A 19,906-nucleotide genomic window follows, 5' to 3' on the forward strand; every position below is an offset into this window, starting at 1 on the left:
AGTAATTACTTTTGGTGCTTGTATTGTTGGGCTGTTTTTTTTCTAATAATGTAACATGTTTTATATCGGCAATATAATATGAAATTCTGCCCCAATATTTTCTTCTGCTTTGGAAAAAATAATTCCCAAATGATTTTCTACAATTTTTTTACCAATCGATAGTCCAATACCAGTACCCATATACACTTCATTATTGTGAAGCCTTTGAAAAATTGTAAAAATCTTATTTTCATACTCTTTATTAAAACCTATACCATTATCTTTAATTATTATTTCACAATAATCAAATCTGGTATCCAAAACAGGATAATTTTTAATTTGTTTTAAAGTAAGTTTTTTTGAACTTATCTGCACTTTAGGAACTGAACCATCATTTTTATAAAACTTAAGCGCATTACTTATTAAATTATAAAAAAGCTGATTCATTTGCAGCGGAATGGCATTAATAATTGGCAACTGCTCTACTTTTATTTCAAACTTATGTTCATGGATTAACAGCTCAAAATCAATAAGAATATTTGCTATGATCACATTTAAATCTGTAACTACGAATTGCCTGTCCGGATTATTAAGAGAGGAATAAGCCAGTAAGTCTTTGATAAGCGTGTTCATCCTTATAGAAGATTTGCTGATTTTTTCAAGTAAAACAAGTGCCTCATCAGAAATTTTTTCTTCCATTCCTAAAAGCTTGCTTATAAACATTAATATCTTCCGTAATGGTTCCTGCAAATCATGACTCGCGATATATGCATACTCTTGTAATTGAACATTGGCAACATTCAAATTCTTGAGAGAACTTTCAAGCTCTTCATTAGCTATTAACAAATCTAAAGTCCGTTCCTGAACTTTGGCCTCAAGCTCATCTGACAATACCTGCAATCTTTTTTCGATAATCCTCCGTTCCGTAATATCTTCAATAGCGAGCAGAATCAATTGCTTTTGACTGGCTTCATTGGTTACTTGCCTGGCATTTAACAAAAGGATACTTTCACCATAAGGTAAAAGATTCACTGATATTTGATAATCATCAAGCTGCGTTTTTTCCTTAAGTACTTTTTCAAGCATCGCACGCATTGGAAGATTATCAAAAAGATGATTTTGGATTTCGTAAATCAGCTTGCCTGCTGCTTCCTCTTTTGCAATATTATATTTTTTAGCAAATGCCCTGTTAATATTTTTTATTCTTAACATGCTATCCAGGACTACAATAGGTTCCCGAAGAGTAGCCACAATAGCTTCTGCATAATTTTTTGAAATATTAATTTCCTGCTGTTTGTTTAAAAGCTCCTGGTTAATTTGCAAAAGTTCTTCGTTACTGGATTGTAGTTCTTCTTTAGAGGTTTCCAATTCTTCATTAAGGCTTTGCAATTCCTCACTTCCGCTCAATAGTTCCTCATTAGCACTCTGCAGTTCTTCGTTTGACGCTTCACACTCTTCGCTAATAGCATTTACGTCATCGTGTATTTTGGCTAATTCTTTTTCAAGCTGTGCAATCCTTCTTAAATTTACATTATCCCGTATTTCTTCAGCTGTAAATCCATTTGACGGCATATCTTCTTTTCTAATGATACTTTTGTAAAATAATACTAAGAAATAAGGATCAGAGGTATCCTCCAAGGGTTGTATTTCAATAGTGATTTCACTTATACTTCCTTTATTTTTAATCTGAATTCCTTCTTTTATTATTAACGATCCCGTTTCTTTGGTTTTGTGCCAGGCGTTTCGTAATTCAAAAGCAAGCCCTTCACGGGCCATTTTGAGCAGATTAAAGGTAGGTTTTCCGGGAGAAAGTTCAATAAATTCTGCAATACTTCCATTTATATGTACAATATCCATTTGTTCATTTACAATCACACTCGCCGGCGTATATTTTGAAAGCAGTAGCGATTCTGCACTTTTTCTGTAATCCTCTTTGATAATTTCTTTTCTTTGAATGTCAGTTTTAAAGCTTTTTAATTTGTTATTAGCTCCTAAACCTGAATGTACAAATCTTCCGGAAGCCACTTTTCGGGTATAAATTTTTCCCGCTTCATCAAATGGCTGAAAAAATTCAGCGGCAGGAACAGCAGTTTCTGATTTTCCTAAAAGCAAAAATCCATTTTCTTTTAAGGCGTAATGAAATGTAGTCAATGCTTTTTTCTGCAAAACTGAATCCATATAAATAAATACATTCCTGCAGGTAATTAAATCCATTTTAGCAAAAGGCGGATCAGTCAAAAAATTATGAACAGCAAAAATGCACAAATCCCTAATATGTCTTTTTATTGTATATCCGTTTTTATTTGAAGTAAAATAACTCGCCAGAATAGTTTCGGAAACGTTCTGCATTTGCGACTTTTTATAAAAGCCAATCCTTGCCTCTGCAATAGCAACTTCTGAAATATCAGAGGCAAAAATCTGAATTTCCTTTCCTTCAAGATTCTCTCCTAAAAACTCATGAAGGGCAATTGCCAAAGTATAGGCTTCTTCGCCTGTAGAGCAGCCTGCAATCCAAATACGTATCGAATTTCCCTCTGTTACTCTGTTGACCAGCAATGGGAAAATTTTTTCTTTCATTATCTGAAAGATTTTAATATCCCTGAAAAATTCCGTTACCGGTATCAGCAGATCATTAAATAAATCTTCAGATGCCAGTTTATTTTCCTGCAAAATTTTAAGATAATCGCTAAGGCTGACAACTTTACTTAAAGTCATTCTCCTTGCAATACGCCGGCGTATAGTGGTTTGTTTGTAACGCATAAAATCAACTCCGCTATGATTATGCAGAATTTTAATAATTTCCTGAAATACGGTTTCATCATTTGGATCATTTTCTTCACCTGCAACGGCTTCCGCTTGTGAAAACTCAATCAATTTCTCTACTATTTTTGCCGGTGACATCACATAATCAACAACTCCTGCATTAATAGCAGTTTGCGGCATTTCATTATTAGCAGCATCAATATCCTGGGCAAAAGTAATACCTCCGTGCTTTTTAATTGCTTCTAAGCCAATTGTCCCGTCAGATCCGTTTCCGGAAAGCAATACACCGTAAGCTAAGTCAAGATGGACTTCGGCCAATGAAGTAAAGAAGATATCTATTGCCTGATTTTTGGTGTCTTTTATACGTGGACTTAATTTTAAAACCCCATCAAAAGAAGTGAGCATTTTGTTTTCCGGGATAACATAAATATTATTTGGAGCCAAATGAATATTATCTGTAATTTCATTAATTGGTATTTTGGCCACACGGGAAAGAAGTTCTGTGAGTATGCTATTGTGTGTTGGATGTAAATGCTGCACAATTACATATGCCATTTGAGAGTCATTAGGAATAGCATCAATAAACTGACTAAAAGCTTCAAGTCCGCCTGCCGAAGCTCCTATACCTACTATAGGGAAATCTTGTATCGTAGCTTTTGGCAGAACGTTTTTTTTGTTATGCATGATTTTGATATTAATTTCGTGAAAGCATATGAAAAAGTATAAATCAATACGCAACAGTTGTAGAATTGTTTAAAACCTAAACCGTAATTATAAAAGATTCCAATCCTGAATGTTTCAACCTTTGTTTCCAGTCCATTTCGACCACCTTTCTTAATAATTTTTTTAAATCATCAAAATTAACCGGTTTGACAATATAGGCATTGGCACCTAATCCAAAAGTGTTTTTTATTCCTTCTTCTGATGCTGAAGTGGAATAGATAGCTATTATCGGAACGTCTTTAAACATAACATTTTCCCTAATTTGCTGCAGCGTCTCAAAACCGGACATTATTGGCATATTAAGGTCCAAAAAAATGATGTCCGGGACAAAAAGATTTTTATCATAAAGACGCTCTAAAAGTTCCACACCATTTTTACAAAATTCAACAGGAAAATTAAGATGAATATCCGCTATTGCATCAGCAAAAAAATCCCTGTCATCCTGATCGTCATCAGCAAGTAAAATCCGTATATTCTCTTTATTATCCATTAGTTCTTTATCATTTACACCAAATGTACACTTTAATAAACAGTAAGCGATCAATTATAGTGATTTACTTATAAATTTAATCCGTTGGATGCAATTCAAAAAACAGGTATCAGTACTTAACTCTAATGATGTAACAATAACTCAGTATCCGGCTTTTTATATGAATCATACTTTTTAACCTTCTCCATCAGTTTAGATTCTTTTTAAAAATGAATCTAACTATAAATTGCCATGCTTTTAGCATAAATCTGCCATTAATCCGGAATTATCAATGTCTGAATTTTCTTGAAAATCATTAATTTTTTATTTTATGGATACTTTTTTCATGAATTTCAAGAAATATCAATTTTTTTTTGAAGTGTTCTTTTTTACATTAAGTAAAGGAACGTTGACAGTTTCAACCCTTACAAATACTAGATTTTATACATTATTAAAATATTAACAAACAGATTATGATATTAATATTTAATTACAGATTAAAAAACACATATTAAAAAAAACAGGATACTACAGGATAGAATTAGCAACATAACCTTTTACGTTTGATATGTTAATATTTACTAAAAAAAAGTTAAGAAAGATATAACCAGTCTTTTCCATTACAATAAATTAAACAAGAATGAAGAAAATAATACACTACTATTTACTTGCCTTTTCGTTTTTAGTCATTTTGGCAAGTTGCAGCCGAGACGTCTTTGATGAATACTATGAACGACCTGATACTCTGGAGCCTCCAATTTATCAACAATTGGAAGCACGTGGTAATTTTAAGAATCTTTTAATCTTAATTGATAAAGCCGGATACAAAGACATATTGGGCAAAGCCGGCTATTGGACAATGATGGCTCCAAATGATGAAGCCTTTTCTAAATTTTTTCAAGAACAAGGTATTTCAGATGTAAACAAAGTTGATGCTGAAACTGCTTCAAAAATTGTTCGTTATGCACTTATATACAATGCCTTTCGTACCGAACAGCTTTCAGACTACCAATCTGCAATTGGATGGGTACCTGATATGGCTTTTAGAAGAAGAACCGCTTTTTATGACGGGTTTCAAACCAAGACAATTAACAGCAAACCAATGATTATTGTAGGATCTAACCGAAATGGAGGATACGTTCCGGGGGATAATAACAATAAATACATTTCTTATTTTGAAAAAGAATATTTTGCGGCACAAAGTTTAAATTCTAATGATTATAATTTTTTCTTTCCAAATTCAACATACACAGACTTTAACGTATTAGGCGGGACTATAAAAAATGCTGACATTATTGCGGAAAATGGTATTATACAGGAAGTTAGTCGGGTTTCACTTCCGTTAGTAAATCTGGATCAATATTTAGAAAGTAATAGTGAGTACAGCGAGTTTCGTAAACTGCTTGAGAACAATTTGGTTACTTATACTTTTAATCAGTCTGTAACTACTACTTATCGTAATTTCACTGGTAAAAATGATGATGTTTATATAAAGTTTTATGATCCCACTTTGCCTTATTCCCTTAATAATGAAAACTTTTTAAAACAAGCGGACAATGATGGACAAAGTGACGCCTATACTTTGTTTGCTCCGGATAACACTTCTTTACTAAAATTTATTAATGAAGTTTTACTTAAAAACTACACCTCTATTGACCAGCTTCCTAAATATATTTTTCAGGATTTGTTTAAAGCACATATGGTGGCCGGTGCGGTATGGCCATCTAAATTGAGCTCCTTTAATAACGGACTTGATGAGGATTTAAGATTCAACTTAAGCACTGATGTAAAAGAGGCTAAAGTATTAAGCAATGGTTTCTTTTACGGAACTAACAAAGTACAGGCTTCTAATTTGTTTTACAGCGTTTATACCTCAGCTTATCTGGATCCTAAATTTACTTTGGCTACACGATTATTCAATGACGGTTCTTCATATAGAGAAATCATCAGTAATATCAATCAAAAATTCACTTTGTTTCTCCCATCGGATACCGTGTTGCGTGCTCTTGGGTATGAATATAACACGGCCAGATCAGAATGGAATTATGTTTCGCCTATAAATGGCGCTGCCTTATCAGGTACTCCTGCCCGATTACGTTTGTTAAGAGTATTATACAATTCTATTGTTCCCACACCTGAAGAAGAATTAAATAATTTATCCGGTTCCGGAATTATCCGTTCAGGAGATATGGATATTCCCGGTGAATACATAAAATGGAGTAATAATAAAGTGTATGCTGCAGGAAATGAAGTTTTGGGAAATATGGCAAATATTCTCGGATATGAAGATCAGCAAAACGGACGTACTTATTATATTGACAAATTACTTGAATTTAGCGAGGAACCACCAGGTCTGGATCTTAAAAATTTAGCTGTGGCCGGTTCTGAATATTTTAATTTTTACAGTTATCTGAAAAACTCTAATATTTATTTTGCAGGTGACCAAATCAGAGGAGTAAGCGTTGGAAGCTCATACACATTTGTAATTCCAAATAATGCAGCTATCGTACAAGCTGTAAAAGATGGAAAACTTCCCGGCAATACTACAACCGGTGCTCCCAACTTTACCCCGGCTACCTTAGGAGAACAAGATTTAGTAGCTGATTTTATTCGATATCATATTTTGGTTAACAAAACCGTTTCTGACGATGGCCTTTTTGGAGGACAGGTTGAAACTTTAAGAAAAGATAGTCGTGATGAAAAAACTTATGTAGGAGTAATGAGTGATAAAGGGGTATTAACTTTTACTGATAAGGCAAACAGATCAGCCAACTTCATCCCGAACAAAAGTAACAATCTCGCCGACAGAACCTTAATCCATTTAGTAGACAACTATCTTTTATATACGGAATAAAATGAAACAAAAAATAACCAATTTGCTTTACCGTTTTTCATTTGCCTTGCTTATTATGGCAGCATTACCATCTTTAGCACAAGAATCTAAAAATAACTTAGTGCGTGGTCAGGTTGTCGATTCAGATGATAATTTGCCTATTCCCTCAGCTACTATTGTTGAACAGGATTCAGAAAATCGTACCGTTGGAGGTGTTTTATCTGATATAGATGGAAATTTTGCCATACACCTTAAAAACCCAAACAATAAATTATTAATTACAAACATTGGATATAAATCTAAAATAGTATCCATTAATGGTAAAACCACAATAAAAATTTCTTTGGTATCTACTGTTACCTCTTTAAATGCTGTAGTTGTGACAGGACAAAAAAAGGTGGAAACCGGTTTGCTAAACATTGCAGACAGAAATAAAACGACTAGTTCTGTTACCATCAAAGCAGCCGATATAGCCAACTCTCAAGCCGCTTCTATTGACGAACAATTGCAGGGACGTGTTGCCGGTGTGGATATCATTGCTTCCAGTGGTGATCCAGGTGCCGGAATGCAAATAAAAATCAGGGGAGCTTCTTCTATTTCCGGATCTTCCAGTCCTTTAATTGTTGTTGACGGAATGCCTTACGAAACCTCTATTCCTGCAGATTTTAACTTTGGAACTGCAGATGATGATGGTTATGCCGCATTGTTAAATATTGCTCCTTCGGATATCGATACTATTACTATCGATAAGGATGCAGCTGCAACTGCTTTGTGGGGTTCCCGCGCTGCAGGTGGTGTTATTATTATCAATACAAAACGTGGAGGAGTCAGCGCTCCAAAAATTAGCTACACTTTTGTGGGTACCCGTTCAAAAGTTCCGGATGCAATCCCAATGTTAAACGGAGATCAATACTCACAATTGATTCCGGAAGAATATATGAATCGAAACGGAATACCCTTAAATACGCAAAATATCAAAGAATTTCAATACGATCCTCAGGAAGTTTATTATTATAAAAATTATAGCAACAATACCGACTGGACAAAAGCAATATCTCAGATTGGCTTGGTAAATGATCATAACTTGTCTTTACAAGGTGGCGGACAAAGAGCAAGATATTTCAGTTCTGTAGGGTATTACAATTCAAAAGGGGTTACTATTGGAACTGGTTTCGAACGTATCAGCACTCGTTTAAATTTAGATTACGTAGTTTCAGATCGTATTCGTTTTAAAACGGATATAGCTTACACTTTCTCAAGTACAGATCGTAATTATGTAAATAATTTCTCAGGCACTGATAAAGACTTACTTAGAAGTGTTTCTTATGGAAAAATGCCGAATATGGGAATTTTTGAATATGATCAATCAGGAGTGCTTACCCCTAATTATTTCTCACCTGCACAAAACGTTCAGGGAGGATATCCAAGTACTTACAACCCGGTTGCAATGGCAGAATTTGCAACAAACAATCAGGTAAGCAATAGAGTTGTTCCGCATTTTAATATAAATGTTGACATTATACCAAAAAGATTCATCTCTACATTTGATTTGCAATTTGATTTTAACAGCACAAAAGCTAAATCTTTTTTACCTCAAAATGCCACAGGACGTCCCATTACAGAAACTGTGGTTAACCGTGCTTCAGATGTAGATGTTGATATGGCTAATATTACAACCAAAACTAATTTTGTATATACACCTGATCTGGGTGAAAAACAAAATTTATCCGTACTTTTATCTTTGCAATCGAATGACTCCCGCTATGAATCACATCAGGTAATAACCTCTAACACAGCCTCTTCATTACTTACGGATCCTTCGAATCCGTCCAGAACACAAAATTCAGAACTGAATTTATATACCAGTAATAGTCAGACCCGAACTGTAGGCGGTTTATTAAATGCACAATACGGATTATTAGATCGTTACATTGTAAACGTTGGTTTACGCGGAGATGGAAATTCAAGGTTTGGCCAGGAAAACAGGTACGGATTATTTCCTTCGGCATCTGCCCGTTGGAGAGTTTCTGGAGAATCTTTTATGAAAAATGTGAGTTGGGTAGATGATTTGAGTGTGAGATTTAGTTATGGACAATCAGGAAAAGCTCCCAGATATGATTACCGTTATTATAATGTATATGGAAACTTTCCCTCTGAATACTTAGGTCTTAATGGAGTATATCCTCAAAATATTGAATTGAGTAATTTCCGTTGGGAAACACTGACCGGAAAAAATTTAGGGTTCAATCTTCAAATGTTTAATAAACGGGTTCAACTGGACGTAGAAATTTATCGAAACACTACAAAAGATATGATATTCCAGGATCTTGATATCACCACTGTTTCAGGATACAGTAAAATGGATCAGAATGTGGGTACTATGGATAATCAGGGCTGGGAACTAGGTCTTTTTACAACCCCGATCAAAACAGACAAATGGAAGGTAGAATTCAACTTTAACATTGCCAGCAATGAAAACATGATTCGTGAGATTTCAGAATACTTCCCAAATGAAAGCGGAAATACGGATCGTAATGGAGAATACAAGCGTTTCCTTCAAAAAGATAACCCGTTTGGATCTTTCTACGGATACCGTTTCAAAGGAGTTTATACTGATAAAGAAGCTACTCTTGCCAGAGATACAAATGGAAATGTGATTACAGGCCCTAATGGTCAAACGGTTTATATGCGCTTTAATTATCCAAATACTGATTATACTTTTCAGCCTGGAGATGCCATTTATGAAGACATTAACAAAGATGGTAACATCGACAGTCGTGATGTGGTTTATTTAGGAAACAGTAACCCAAAACTTACAGGAGGATTCGGACCTAATATAATTTTTAATAATCAATTTAAATTATTACTGTTCTTTAACTTCCGTATGAATTATGATATTGTAAACGGAACTGATATGACCACAACAAACATGTATGGCTGGGGTAATCAGAGTACTGCAACATTATCCAGATGGCGTAATCCGGGCGACAAAACAGATATGCCAAGAGCAATTTATGGAGCAGGTTACAACTGGTTAGGATCTGATCGATATGTAGAAGATGCTTCTTTCCTTCGTCTTCGTTCAGTTACTTTCAGTTATTCTTTGGGAAAAAAAATATTGAAAAGCTTAAGAATGGATGAAATAAGAACTTATATAACAGCTGATAACTTATATACCTGGACAAACTATAGAGGTCAGGACCCAGAGGTGAGTATGAAATCCGGCGATCCTTTCGGAATTGCGATCGATAACTCCAGAACTCCTCCCACAAGTCGTATATCATTAGGTATCACAACACGTTTCTAAATAAAATTGATTATGCAAACTAAAATAAAATCCATACTGGCAATCTTTCTAATTTTTGTTACTGTAACATCCTGCAGCGATTATTTAGATTTACGACCTGAAGACGGAATCGTACGCGAAGAATTCTGGAAAACCAAAGAAGATGTTCAGGCTGCCGTTATCGGTATCTATTCTTCTTTATTAAAAAGGCCTCCGGGAGCACAAGTCCCGACAGATGGAACTGATTACAATATCAGTGAGTATTTGTTTATGTATGGAGAAATCAGAGCAGATATGATATCCCCTGCCGGAAATACTACTCCGGATCAAAGAGACATCACGACATCAAACATACTGTCTTCTAATGACCTGACTAGCTGGGCAGCATTTTATCGGACCATAAATTACTGTAATACAGTTATTGAACTGGCTCCGGCTGTGAGAAATAACGACCCTACTCTGACACAAACCCAATTGAACAATTATCTGTCTGAGGCCTTGGCTATCAGGGCCTATCTGTACTTTACGTTAGCTCGTACTTTTAAAGATGTGCCTCTTAAATTAACGGCAACACTTTCGGACAAGGATAATTTTCAAATAGCTAAAACACCACAAAATGAAATTTTTGAACAGGTAATCAAAGACTTAGCCTTAGCAGAAGAATATGCTGTTGTTGATTATGGAAATGTACCTTCCAACAAAGGCAGGATTACCATTTATACTATTAATGCAATGCAGGCTGATGTTTATTTGTGGATGAATAAATATACAGAAGCTCTGGCTGCAACTAAAAAGATAGAGGATTCGGGTAAATTTGAGTTAATTCCCGCCTCAAACAGTTGGTTCAGCAGTGTATTTGCACAAGGAAATACTACCGAAAGCATTTTTGAATTTCAATATACCACACAAAACCTCAATCCGTTTTACGAAATGTTTTTTCAAAGACCGGAATTTATAGCTTCTCCTATGGTTTTGGAAGATATATTTGGAATTGACTTCGATAATCCGTTGAATAGAGACGTACGCGGTGAAAGATGTGCTTTGGTTTCCGGAACTAATGAAATCTATAAGTTTACCGGCCTTAATATACAAGATCGTAAGACATTACAAGAATCGAATACACACTGGTTTGTTTACAGATATTCAGATGTTTTACTTTTACAGGCAGAAGCCTTAATTCAATTAGAAAGAGGAGATGAAGCCCTTGCTATTATTGAAAATATTCGCACAAAACGCAGAGCAATCAGTCAAACCGCTCAAAATGTAAATTCTACTAATAAAGCAGAAATGACCGACTATCTTTTAGCAGAACGTGCACGCGAATTTGCTTTTGAAGGAAAACGCTGGTTTGATGTTTTACGAAATGCACGAAGAAATAATTACGAACGATTAGATTTATTGATTAGTATGGCACTGATTAGTGCTCCGGCAAATCAACAACAATCTATTATAGCCAAACTTCAGGATCCGAATAGTCATTATTTACCAATTAATGAATACGAATTATATACCAATAAAGCACTAGTTCAAAACCCATTTTATAAATAATTAAGTCATGAAAAGATACTCCACATTCCCAAAATTGATGAGACTTACTTTAGTGGTTTTTCTAACCCTGGCATTGCTTAACTGTACTTCTGAGAAAATTAATGAACGTACAGACGAAACAGTAAATATTACTGATTTTTTGAGGCAAAATGATGAATATTCCATGTTTTTGGAAATGTTAGAAATCACTAACTATTCTTCGTTTATGAATACCTACGGTACATATACCTTATTCCTGCCAACCAATACTGCGGTAAAAGAGTATTTAACTGATATTGGTGCTGCTTCTGTTAAAGAAGTACCATTAGCGGATTTACAGGATTTAGTAAAACTCCATATTCTTGATCAGGAAGTAGTTACGACATCATTTACTGATGGAAAGATTGCAACTCCAAGCCAGCAAGGGCAGTTCATCATTACTGGTGCTGCTAATATTGGAGGCGTTTCCAGTATTACAGTTAATAAAACAGCCCGAATTACATCGTCAAATGTAAAAGTAGGAAACGGAGTAATACATGTAATAGACAAAGTATTGCGTGTTGCCAATAAAACTTTAGCGAAGACTCTAGAAGAAAATGAATCATTTTCTTTGTTTACCGAAGCACTAAAAGCAACAGGGTGGTATGAAAAATTAAACCAGCCGTTGACCTCTACAACTGTTGATGGGAAAACTACTCTTACAGGTCATCTAACAGTATTGAGTGAAACAAATGAAGTATTTAAAGCTGCAGGTATCAACAACCTTGAAGAGTTAAAAGCAAAATACAGTCACCTGCATGACCCTTTGAATCCTGAAGACAGTTTGAACCTTTTTGTGAGCTACCGTATTTTACCAAAGCTTCAATATTTAGCTGATTTAGCCGTTTCTCCATCATTAGAAACCAAAGCGCCACTGGAAGTAATTAGTGTAAAATTAGCTATGGGTAATATTTTATTAAATGAAGAAACTTTCAATGGAGTTTTAGAAAAAGGAATTCCTGTAAACCGCGCAGCAAGTGATGTTACCAGCTCAAATGGAGTAGTTCATGCTGTTGATCAAAATTTCTTTATTAAAAAAAGAAATCCTGCTCCGGTTTATTTTGACTTGGGTGACCAGCCGGAATTTAGAAAATTGAGTGCGATTTTTAGGAAACCGGGTAATTTTGTAACTCTTGCAAAATCTGTTTTTAGTGAAGTAACCTGGGATGGGACTGATGCATTAACTTATGTTTGTGCAGCCAAAGGAAGTTCAAGTTACCAGGATCGTGCATGGAAAGGAGATATAATTGAAATATTCCGTTTTAGAAATAATAACACTCAAAATATTGCCTTTAAAACACCTGTAATTATAAAAGGAAAATATAAAGTTTGGGTATCTTACAGATGGAAAAGCACTAAAAATCCCACGGTTAGAGCCTATTTTGATGGTGTAGCACTACCTAGACTCATTAACTTTCAAGAACAAGGGGTTAATAATATTGACGAGAGAGTTTTAGAATCACAAGGATATAAAAGCCATATTAGCCCATTTACCAATAGGTTCAATACCAGACTTTGTGGTGTTATAGATGTACAAACAACAGGTCGGCATACTATAACTTTTGAATCGCTTTCTAATCCTGGTGATACGGCCTGGATGGATACAGTAGAATTCCGCCCGGTAGACATGGATCAGCTATATCCAAGATTTCAATCCGGTGGAGAAGGTTTTGCCCCTTAATAATAACTGAATAAATCGAAAACATTCTAATCAAAAACTTAATCACCTAAAAATGATATTATTAAAATTAATTAATAAAAAACTCTTTGTTGGTATTCTGACAATAGCATTAGTTTCTTGTTCTGATCCCTGGTCAGATCGTGAAAATAATGGAGACGATAATCTAAATGCTACTCTTACCGAAGCCATCACAAATACATCTGAAACATCCAGGTTTGCAGAATTGTTAGTACAATCGGGTTATGACAAAATTTTGTCGGCTTCTAAAACTTATACTGTTTTTGCACCAACAAATGCAGCTATGGCTCAAGTTGACGCTTCTTTTCTGGATACCCCGCAAGAACTTGAAGCTTTTGTACAAAACCATATTGCACTCACAGCATATTCTTCTATAAGAAATGAGGCATCAGAGCAAATAAAAATGCTTTCCAATAAATATTTGTTGTTTAAAGGAACAACAGCAATTGGCGATGCCACAATTGTTACTGCCGATAAATATGCGGCAAATGGCGTTTTTCACATAATAAATAAAGCATTGATTCCAAAACAAAATATATGGCAGTATGTGAATAGTATAACGGCCACTTCAGCAATGAGCAACTATTTGGTAAGCCTAAATGAATTAAACATTTATGATTCAGACATTATTGCCAAAGAAAATGCAATACCGGGAGCATTGGCAGATTCCCTTAGTAACTCTTTTTTAAAAAATGTATATAATGTAAATAACGAAAAAAATTCTTATACACTTTTTTTGATTGAGGATGAAGGGTATACTACTGAGGTAGACAAACTTAAGCCTTATTTAAACAAACCTACTGCTGATTCAACCGCCACGTACTCAGGGTATTTTACAGTTAGGGATATGGTTTTTCCAAAAGCGTATATGCCAAGTGAATTGCCAAACGAATTAACTACTCGTTTTGGTGTAACGGTGCCAATAGACAAAACCCAAATTGTGGGAGAGCCTATTATTTTGAGTAATGGGGTTATATATCGCATGAAAAAAATGGATGTCCCTTTGATCAATCGTTTGGTAACCACTAAAATAGAAGGAGAAAAAAACACCTCATTATTTCCAAATTTACGCAGCAAGGTTTTTTATCGTGAAGTCAGAGATCCTTTTGGCGTACTATTTAATGATATTATGTCTCAAAACTCTACAGTTTCCACATTTTTAATTAATTATAGAGCTACTGATTTATATAGTACTACTTACAAAGTTTACTGGAGAGCCATTAACGATGTTCAAACCAATGTATTTCAGCAAAGGCTAATGATAGGTACTATAATTACAAATGATGTTGTAACGGGAGCGTCAATCAAAGCTTTTCCTTATACCAATGTAGAAGTAAAAAATTATAATGAAATCTATCTGGGTGATTTTAGTTTGTCAAAATCGGGTAATATCGATATGATTTCGTTAATGGCTTTCAATACAACTACAAACGGTAACAATTCCCTTACCCTTGATTATTTAAAATTTGTTCCTGTCGTTAAATAATATTTTATTAAAATAGATATGTTAAAAAATTTACAACTAACCTGTGCGATAACCATCTTCTTTGCCGGAAGCCTTAGTGTATCCTTATACGCTCAAACCGATCAGGATTCAACTGCAACAACTGTAACCGCGGCTCCAAAAATAAAAAATGGAATTATAGTTAAAGGTATTGTTAAAGATGCTAAAACCAAAGGAGGCCTATCAGGGATAAATGTAGTAGTGAAAGACTTTTCGGCAGCAATTACAAATGATGACGGCAGCTTTGAAATAAATGTACCTCATTTAGAAGCACTTCTTACTGTAAGCGGACAGGAATTTCAAACTAAAGTTTTTCCACTTAAAAATAGAAATACAAATTTAGAAATCTTCTTATACGAAGCCTATTATTCCCCTGCTTACCAAATAGCCAATATGCCTACGGGAGAAGAACTGCAATACGGAAGTACAAAAGCCGTTAGTGTGGTGAATTTCAAAACCAATCAATGGTCAAGCCCTGTTAAAGAATCAGTTGGAGACTTTCTTCAGGGGAGAGTTGCCGGGCTAAACAGTATCCGAAGATCCGGAGTTCCTGGCTCAGGTGCTTATCTGAACCTGCGTGGCTTTACTTCTTTATATGGATCAAACAAACCTTTAATCATTGTTGACGGAATGATTTATGACGATGAAGATTATGGTTCAGGAATTATACAAAATAATAGTTCTTCTCCTCTGGACAATCTTGATGTTAAAGATATTGAAAACATCACTGTCCTTAAAGACGACAGTGCCCTTTACGGAACAAAGGGAGCTAATGGTGTATTGATTATCAACACCACACGCCCAACAGAATTGACTACAAAAATTGATTTCACCATGTATGGAAGCGCTAATCAAACCCCTGACCAATTACCGGTTATGGGCGCAGATGCTTACCGTACACATATTTCACAATTAGAAGCTTCACGTGGACTTTCGCAAGATCAAATTGCCAATCTTCCTTACATGAACGATAATCCCCAGATTCCGGGATATTACAGATACCATAACGAAACTAACTGGCAGGACAAAGTTTTCAAATCGAGTGTAAGCCAAAATTACTTTCTTAAAGTTCGTGGAGGTGATGATATTGCAAAATATGGTTTATCTGTAGGTTATCTTAACAATCAGGGTATTGTAGAAAATACCAAATCAACTCGTTACAGTACTCGTCTAAACGCGGCTTTACGCTTAACAGAAAAACTATCGGTAGATGCCAATATGTCTTTTATCAATAATCTTCAGGATCAAAGAGACCAGGGTTTTGCTTATAAAACCAGTCCCATATATCTGGCACTTACAAAATCTCCATTTTTAGCTGCTAATGCTATTGGCGACGATGGAAATGTTTCGCCAAATCTTGCAGATACAGATGATTTTAATATAAGTAATCCAAAAGCTATCATCAATGACGGAATTGGAATTAACAAAAACTACCGTTTTTTTGGTAATCTGAATTTTAAATATAACATTAACAATGCATTCAATGTAAACGCTCTTTTCGGACTTACCTACAATAAAGAGCGCGAAACTTTCTTTATTCCGGATAAAGGAGTAGCCGACGTTATTCTTCCCACTGCAATAGCAAAAAACCGTTCAGGAAGTGAAGTGCAAATTTATAATAGCATTTATACCGATATTTATGCTAACTATCTTAAAAGATTTAAGGAAAATCATAAAGTAGACGTTCGTTTTGGTTTTAGAACTCAAAGCAATCATTCTGAAAGTGATTTAGGTTTAGGATACAACTCTGCTACAGATGATTTTACCAGTGTTGGAGCAGGATCTAACTTATTACGTCAAGTTGGCGGAGCTTTAGGAGAATGGAATTGGTTAAACATCTATGCCAGTGCCAATTATAATTATCTTGATAAATATTTCCTAACCACAAGTTATGCTGTTGATGGTTCAAGCCGTTTTGGTGATAATCTGGATGGAACTAATAAATTCTCTTTAATGACAGCCTTAACAGGAGCATGGATGGTTTCTGCAGAAAATTTCATGAAAAATTCACCAATTATTGACTATTTAAAATTGAGAGGAACCATTAGCGAAGGTGGAAATGATGATATCGGAAACTTTACTGCGCAAAAATATTATGTTTCTCAAAATTTATTGGGTGTACAAGGTTTGGTAAGCGGCAACATTGGAAATCCAAACCTGCAATGGGAAACCGTTAAAAAAATCAATTTTGGTGCCGACATAGGCTTGTTTAACGAACGTATCAATCTTTCTATGGATTTTTACGGAAAGAAAACGGACAACATGATTATTTATGAATCTGTTAGTGGGTTAAGCGGTTTTGATTATGTAGTGTCTAATAGTGGCCAAATGCGAACTTTAGGAACTGAAACGTCTTTAAATGCGCGTGTTGTCAGTACACCTGATTTCACTTTTGATTTTGGTTTGAATTTAGCTACCTATAAAAACGAAGTACAAAGTCTTCCAAACGGTGATATTCTTACTCAATTTGGCGGAGCTACCTACATTACATCAGTTGAGCATGATGCTAACTTATTCTATGGTTTAAAAACCAATGGTGTTTATTCAACTACCACAGAAGCACAGGCAGATGGATTATCCAGACGTTTGACTAATGGCGAACTTGTTCCTTTTCAGGGAGGAGATATACGTTTTACAGATACTAACGGAGATAAGGTTATTGATGATAAAGACCGTATGAATATCGGTAATCCAAACCCTGACTTAACCGGAAGTTTTACGACTAATTTTACATACAAACGTTTCAGCCTTCAGGGTTTGTTTACTTTCTCTGTAGGAAACGACCTTTACAACGGCGTACGTTACAATTTGGAAAAAATGAGTGGTTACGAAAATCAAAGCGTTGCTGTATCAAATCGCTGGAGAGCCGAAGGACAACAAACTGATATGCCAAAAGCAACATGGGGTGATCCAATGGGAAATGCAAGTTTTTCTGACCGTTGGATTGAAGACGGTTCTTATTTAAGGCTTAAAACTTTAGTGCTTGGATATGATTTTAATGTTGAAAAAATGAATTATATAAAGGCTATAAAAATTTATGCTACTGCCAATAACTTGTTTACCCTGACAGACTATCTTGGATATGACCCTGAATTTAGCCCTACCTCATCTATATTTGGGCAGGGAGCAGACATAGGATTAGCGCCTCAGTTCAGAAGTTTTCAGTTAGGATTACGTTTAGGCCTTTAATTATTTTACACTTAGAAAGAACATACAGATGATAACAATTAGTACAAAAACAAAAAAAAGCACCATATTATGGGTGATGGCTCTCGTGTTCAGCCTGAGCTCCTGTTCAGACTATTTAGATGTACAGCCTGAGGATAAGCTTGTTGAAGAGCAAATGTACCGCAATATATATGATGCCGATGCAGCTGTAATAGGTGTTTATGGAAAATTTATGGCGCTTGCTGAGAAAAACGTTATTTTGAATGAAATGCGTGCTGACCTGATGACGACAACCCGAAATTCAAGCCCTTTCCTGAAGGAAATTTCAGAGCACAATGTTTCACCAAATAATCCTTATGCAAATCCTAAAGATTTCTATGTGGTGATTCAGAACTGCAATAATGTGCTTAAAAATTTCGATATCATGCTCGAAAAAAAGCGATTTACCCAGGAACAGTATGACCAGCGTTACTCTGATATTGGAGCAATTCGCAGTTGGGTTTATCTACAGTTAGGAATTCATTATGGAAGTGTTCCCTACATCACAGAACCTATTGAAACTATAGAGGATGTCAAAAATATTTCGAAATATCCTAAATTGTCATTTAACCAACTGTTAGACCAACTGATTTTATTTACTGAGAATTTGCCTTACAAGGATTTATATGCGACAGCAAGCTCTATGGTAATTAATATTGATGGTTACAATACTGCAAAATTCTTTATCAATAAAGAATGTTTGTTGGGAGATTTACAGCTTTGGAAAGGAAATTACAGCGCAGCAGCTGCCCATTACAAAAACGTTATGGAAACAGGGACTAAAGGAGGTGCAGATACAGAATTGTATAATACTTACCGTGTAAAATTTGCTGAAGTTACAACACATGATGATTTAGCAGTTGGTTATTTAAGATATTCTGAACAGGATGCTACTACCTTAATTAATAGCAATACTCAGGGATGGAGATCTATTTTTGCACGAGACAGAGATATATTGTGGAATACCGAATGGATTTGGTCTTTGCCTTTTGAAAATAATTTTGCCCCTAAAAATCCATTTATCACTTTGTTTTCCAACAAAAATGGAAACTATTTAGTTAAACCATCGCAAAGCGCTATTGATTTGTGGAACCGTCAAGTCCAAAATAATAATATTCCTTACGATGCACGTGGATCAAAATTCACTTACAACATCATAAATGGTGATCCCGTTATTATGAAATATCTTTATAGTAGTGAAGCTGTAGCTTCAACTGGAATTGCAAATACAAAAGGACAATGGTTTTTATATCGTGCAGCAAAATTACACCTGCGTTATGCAGAAGCTGCCAACAGAGATAACCAGCAAAAAGTAGCCTATGCCATTTTAAACTATGGCATAAATGATACTTTTACCATAAGTCCGGAACCTACAGACGTTACCAATATTCAACAAACCAAGTTACCATTTCCTTATGATTTCGATGCCCGCATGGGAGATTATCCGTTTTTTAGAGGAAATTGGCATCGTGGCGCAGGAATTCGTGGCCGTGCCTATACAAAAGCTGCCGGAGCACTGGGAGATGATATGATCACAACTGAAAACCACATTATTGAAGAAGATGCACTGGAACTTGCCTACGAAGGAAACCGTTGGGAAGATTTGGTTCGAGTGGCTTTACGCCGAAATGATCCTTCTTTTTTAGCTGATAAAGTATATGACAAACTTAGCAAGGAAGGAAACAGTAAAGCAAGTGAAGTACGCTCTAAATTAATGAATGTTAATAACTGGTACCTGCCTTTCACCTGGTAATATGCCCTTTGAAACGTGATCTGTAAAATTCAGACCCTAAGAAGCAAAAAAGCCCTTAACAATAATAAACTGCCCCCGGATAGTGTCTAACTTTCCGGGGGTATTTTTATTAAACTAAAAATCT

At 35.3% G+C, this 19,906-nt stretch carries 9 protein-coding genes; 7 read left to right on the top strand and 2 right to left on the bottom strand.

Features of this window, described 5'->3' with window-relative positions; translation table 11 throughout:
• Window positions 1-60: 60 nt before the first annotated feature.
• Window positions 61-3,426 (bottom strand): CheR family methyltransferase, encoded by a 3,366-nt coding sequence (locus ACEN92_RS06885; RefSeq protein WP_495641633.1) that lies wholly within the window; start codon window positions 3,424-3,426, stop codon window positions 61-63.
• Window positions 3,427-3,502: 76 nt separating this feature from the next.
• On the bottom strand, window positions 3,503-3,955 hold the full coding sequence (locus ACEN92_RS06890) for a response regulator (protein WP_495641634.1): 453 nt from the start codon (window positions 3,953-3,955) through the stop codon (window positions 3,503-3,505).
• Window positions 3,956-4,574: 619 nt separating this feature from the next.
• Here ACEN92_RS06890 and ACEN92_RS06895 point away from each other — a divergent pair.
• The 7 genes from ACEN92_RS06895 to ACEN92_RS06925 are packed head-to-tail and all read left to right on the top strand — an operon-like array spanning window position 4,575 to window position 19,782.
• Window positions 4,575-6,788 (top strand): fasciclin domain-containing protein, encoded by a 2,214-nt coding sequence (locus tag ACEN92_RS06895; RefSeq protein WP_495641635.1) that lies wholly within the window; start codon window positions 4,575-4,577, stop codon window positions 6,786-6,788.
• Between the two features lies 1 nt (window position 6,789).
• Window positions 6,790-10,074, top strand: coding sequence for a SusC/RagA family TonB-linked outer membrane protein (locus ACEN92_RS06900; RefSeq protein ID WP_495641636.1), 3,285 nt, complete (start codon window positions 6,790-6,792; stop codon window positions 10,072-10,074).
• A 12-nt stretch (window positions 10,075-10,086) separates the two neighbouring features.
• Window positions 10,087-11,601, top strand: coding sequence for a RagB/SusD family nutrient uptake outer membrane protein (locus ACEN92_RS06905; protein WP_495641637.1), 1,515 nt, complete (start codon window positions 10,087-10,089; stop codon window positions 11,599-11,601).
• Window positions 11,602-11,608: 7 nt separating this feature from the next.
• Window positions 11,609-13,300, top strand: a complete 1,692-nt coding sequence (locus ACEN92_RS06910; protein ID WP_495641638.1) for a fasciclin domain-containing protein — start codon at window positions 11,609-11,611, stop codon at window positions 13,298-13,300.
• 52 nt (window positions 13,301-13,352) lie between these two features.
• Entirely contained in the window at window positions 13,353-14,804 is a 1,452-nt protein-coding gene (locus ACEN92_RS06915) for a fasciclin domain-containing protein (RefSeq protein ID WP_495641639.1), read from the top strand.
• 18 nt (window positions 14,805-14,822) lie between these two features.
• Complete coding sequence (locus ACEN92_RS06920; RefSeq protein WP_495641640.1) at window positions 14,823-18,011, top strand: SusC/RagA family TonB-linked outer membrane protein; 3,189 nt, start codon at window positions 14,823-14,825, stop codon at window positions 18,009-18,011.
• A gap of 28 nt (window positions 18,012-18,039) precedes the next feature.
• Window positions 18,040-19,782: a RagB/SusD family nutrient uptake outer membrane protein gene (locus ACEN92_RS06925; RefSeq protein ID WP_495641641.1), complete on the top strand. Its 1,743-nt coding sequence runs from the start codon at window positions 18,040-18,042 to the stop codon at window positions 19,780-19,782.
• Window positions 19,783-19,906: the final 124 nt, after the last annotated feature.

Source organism: Flavobacterium sp. Flavsp81, from assembly GCF_059491325.1.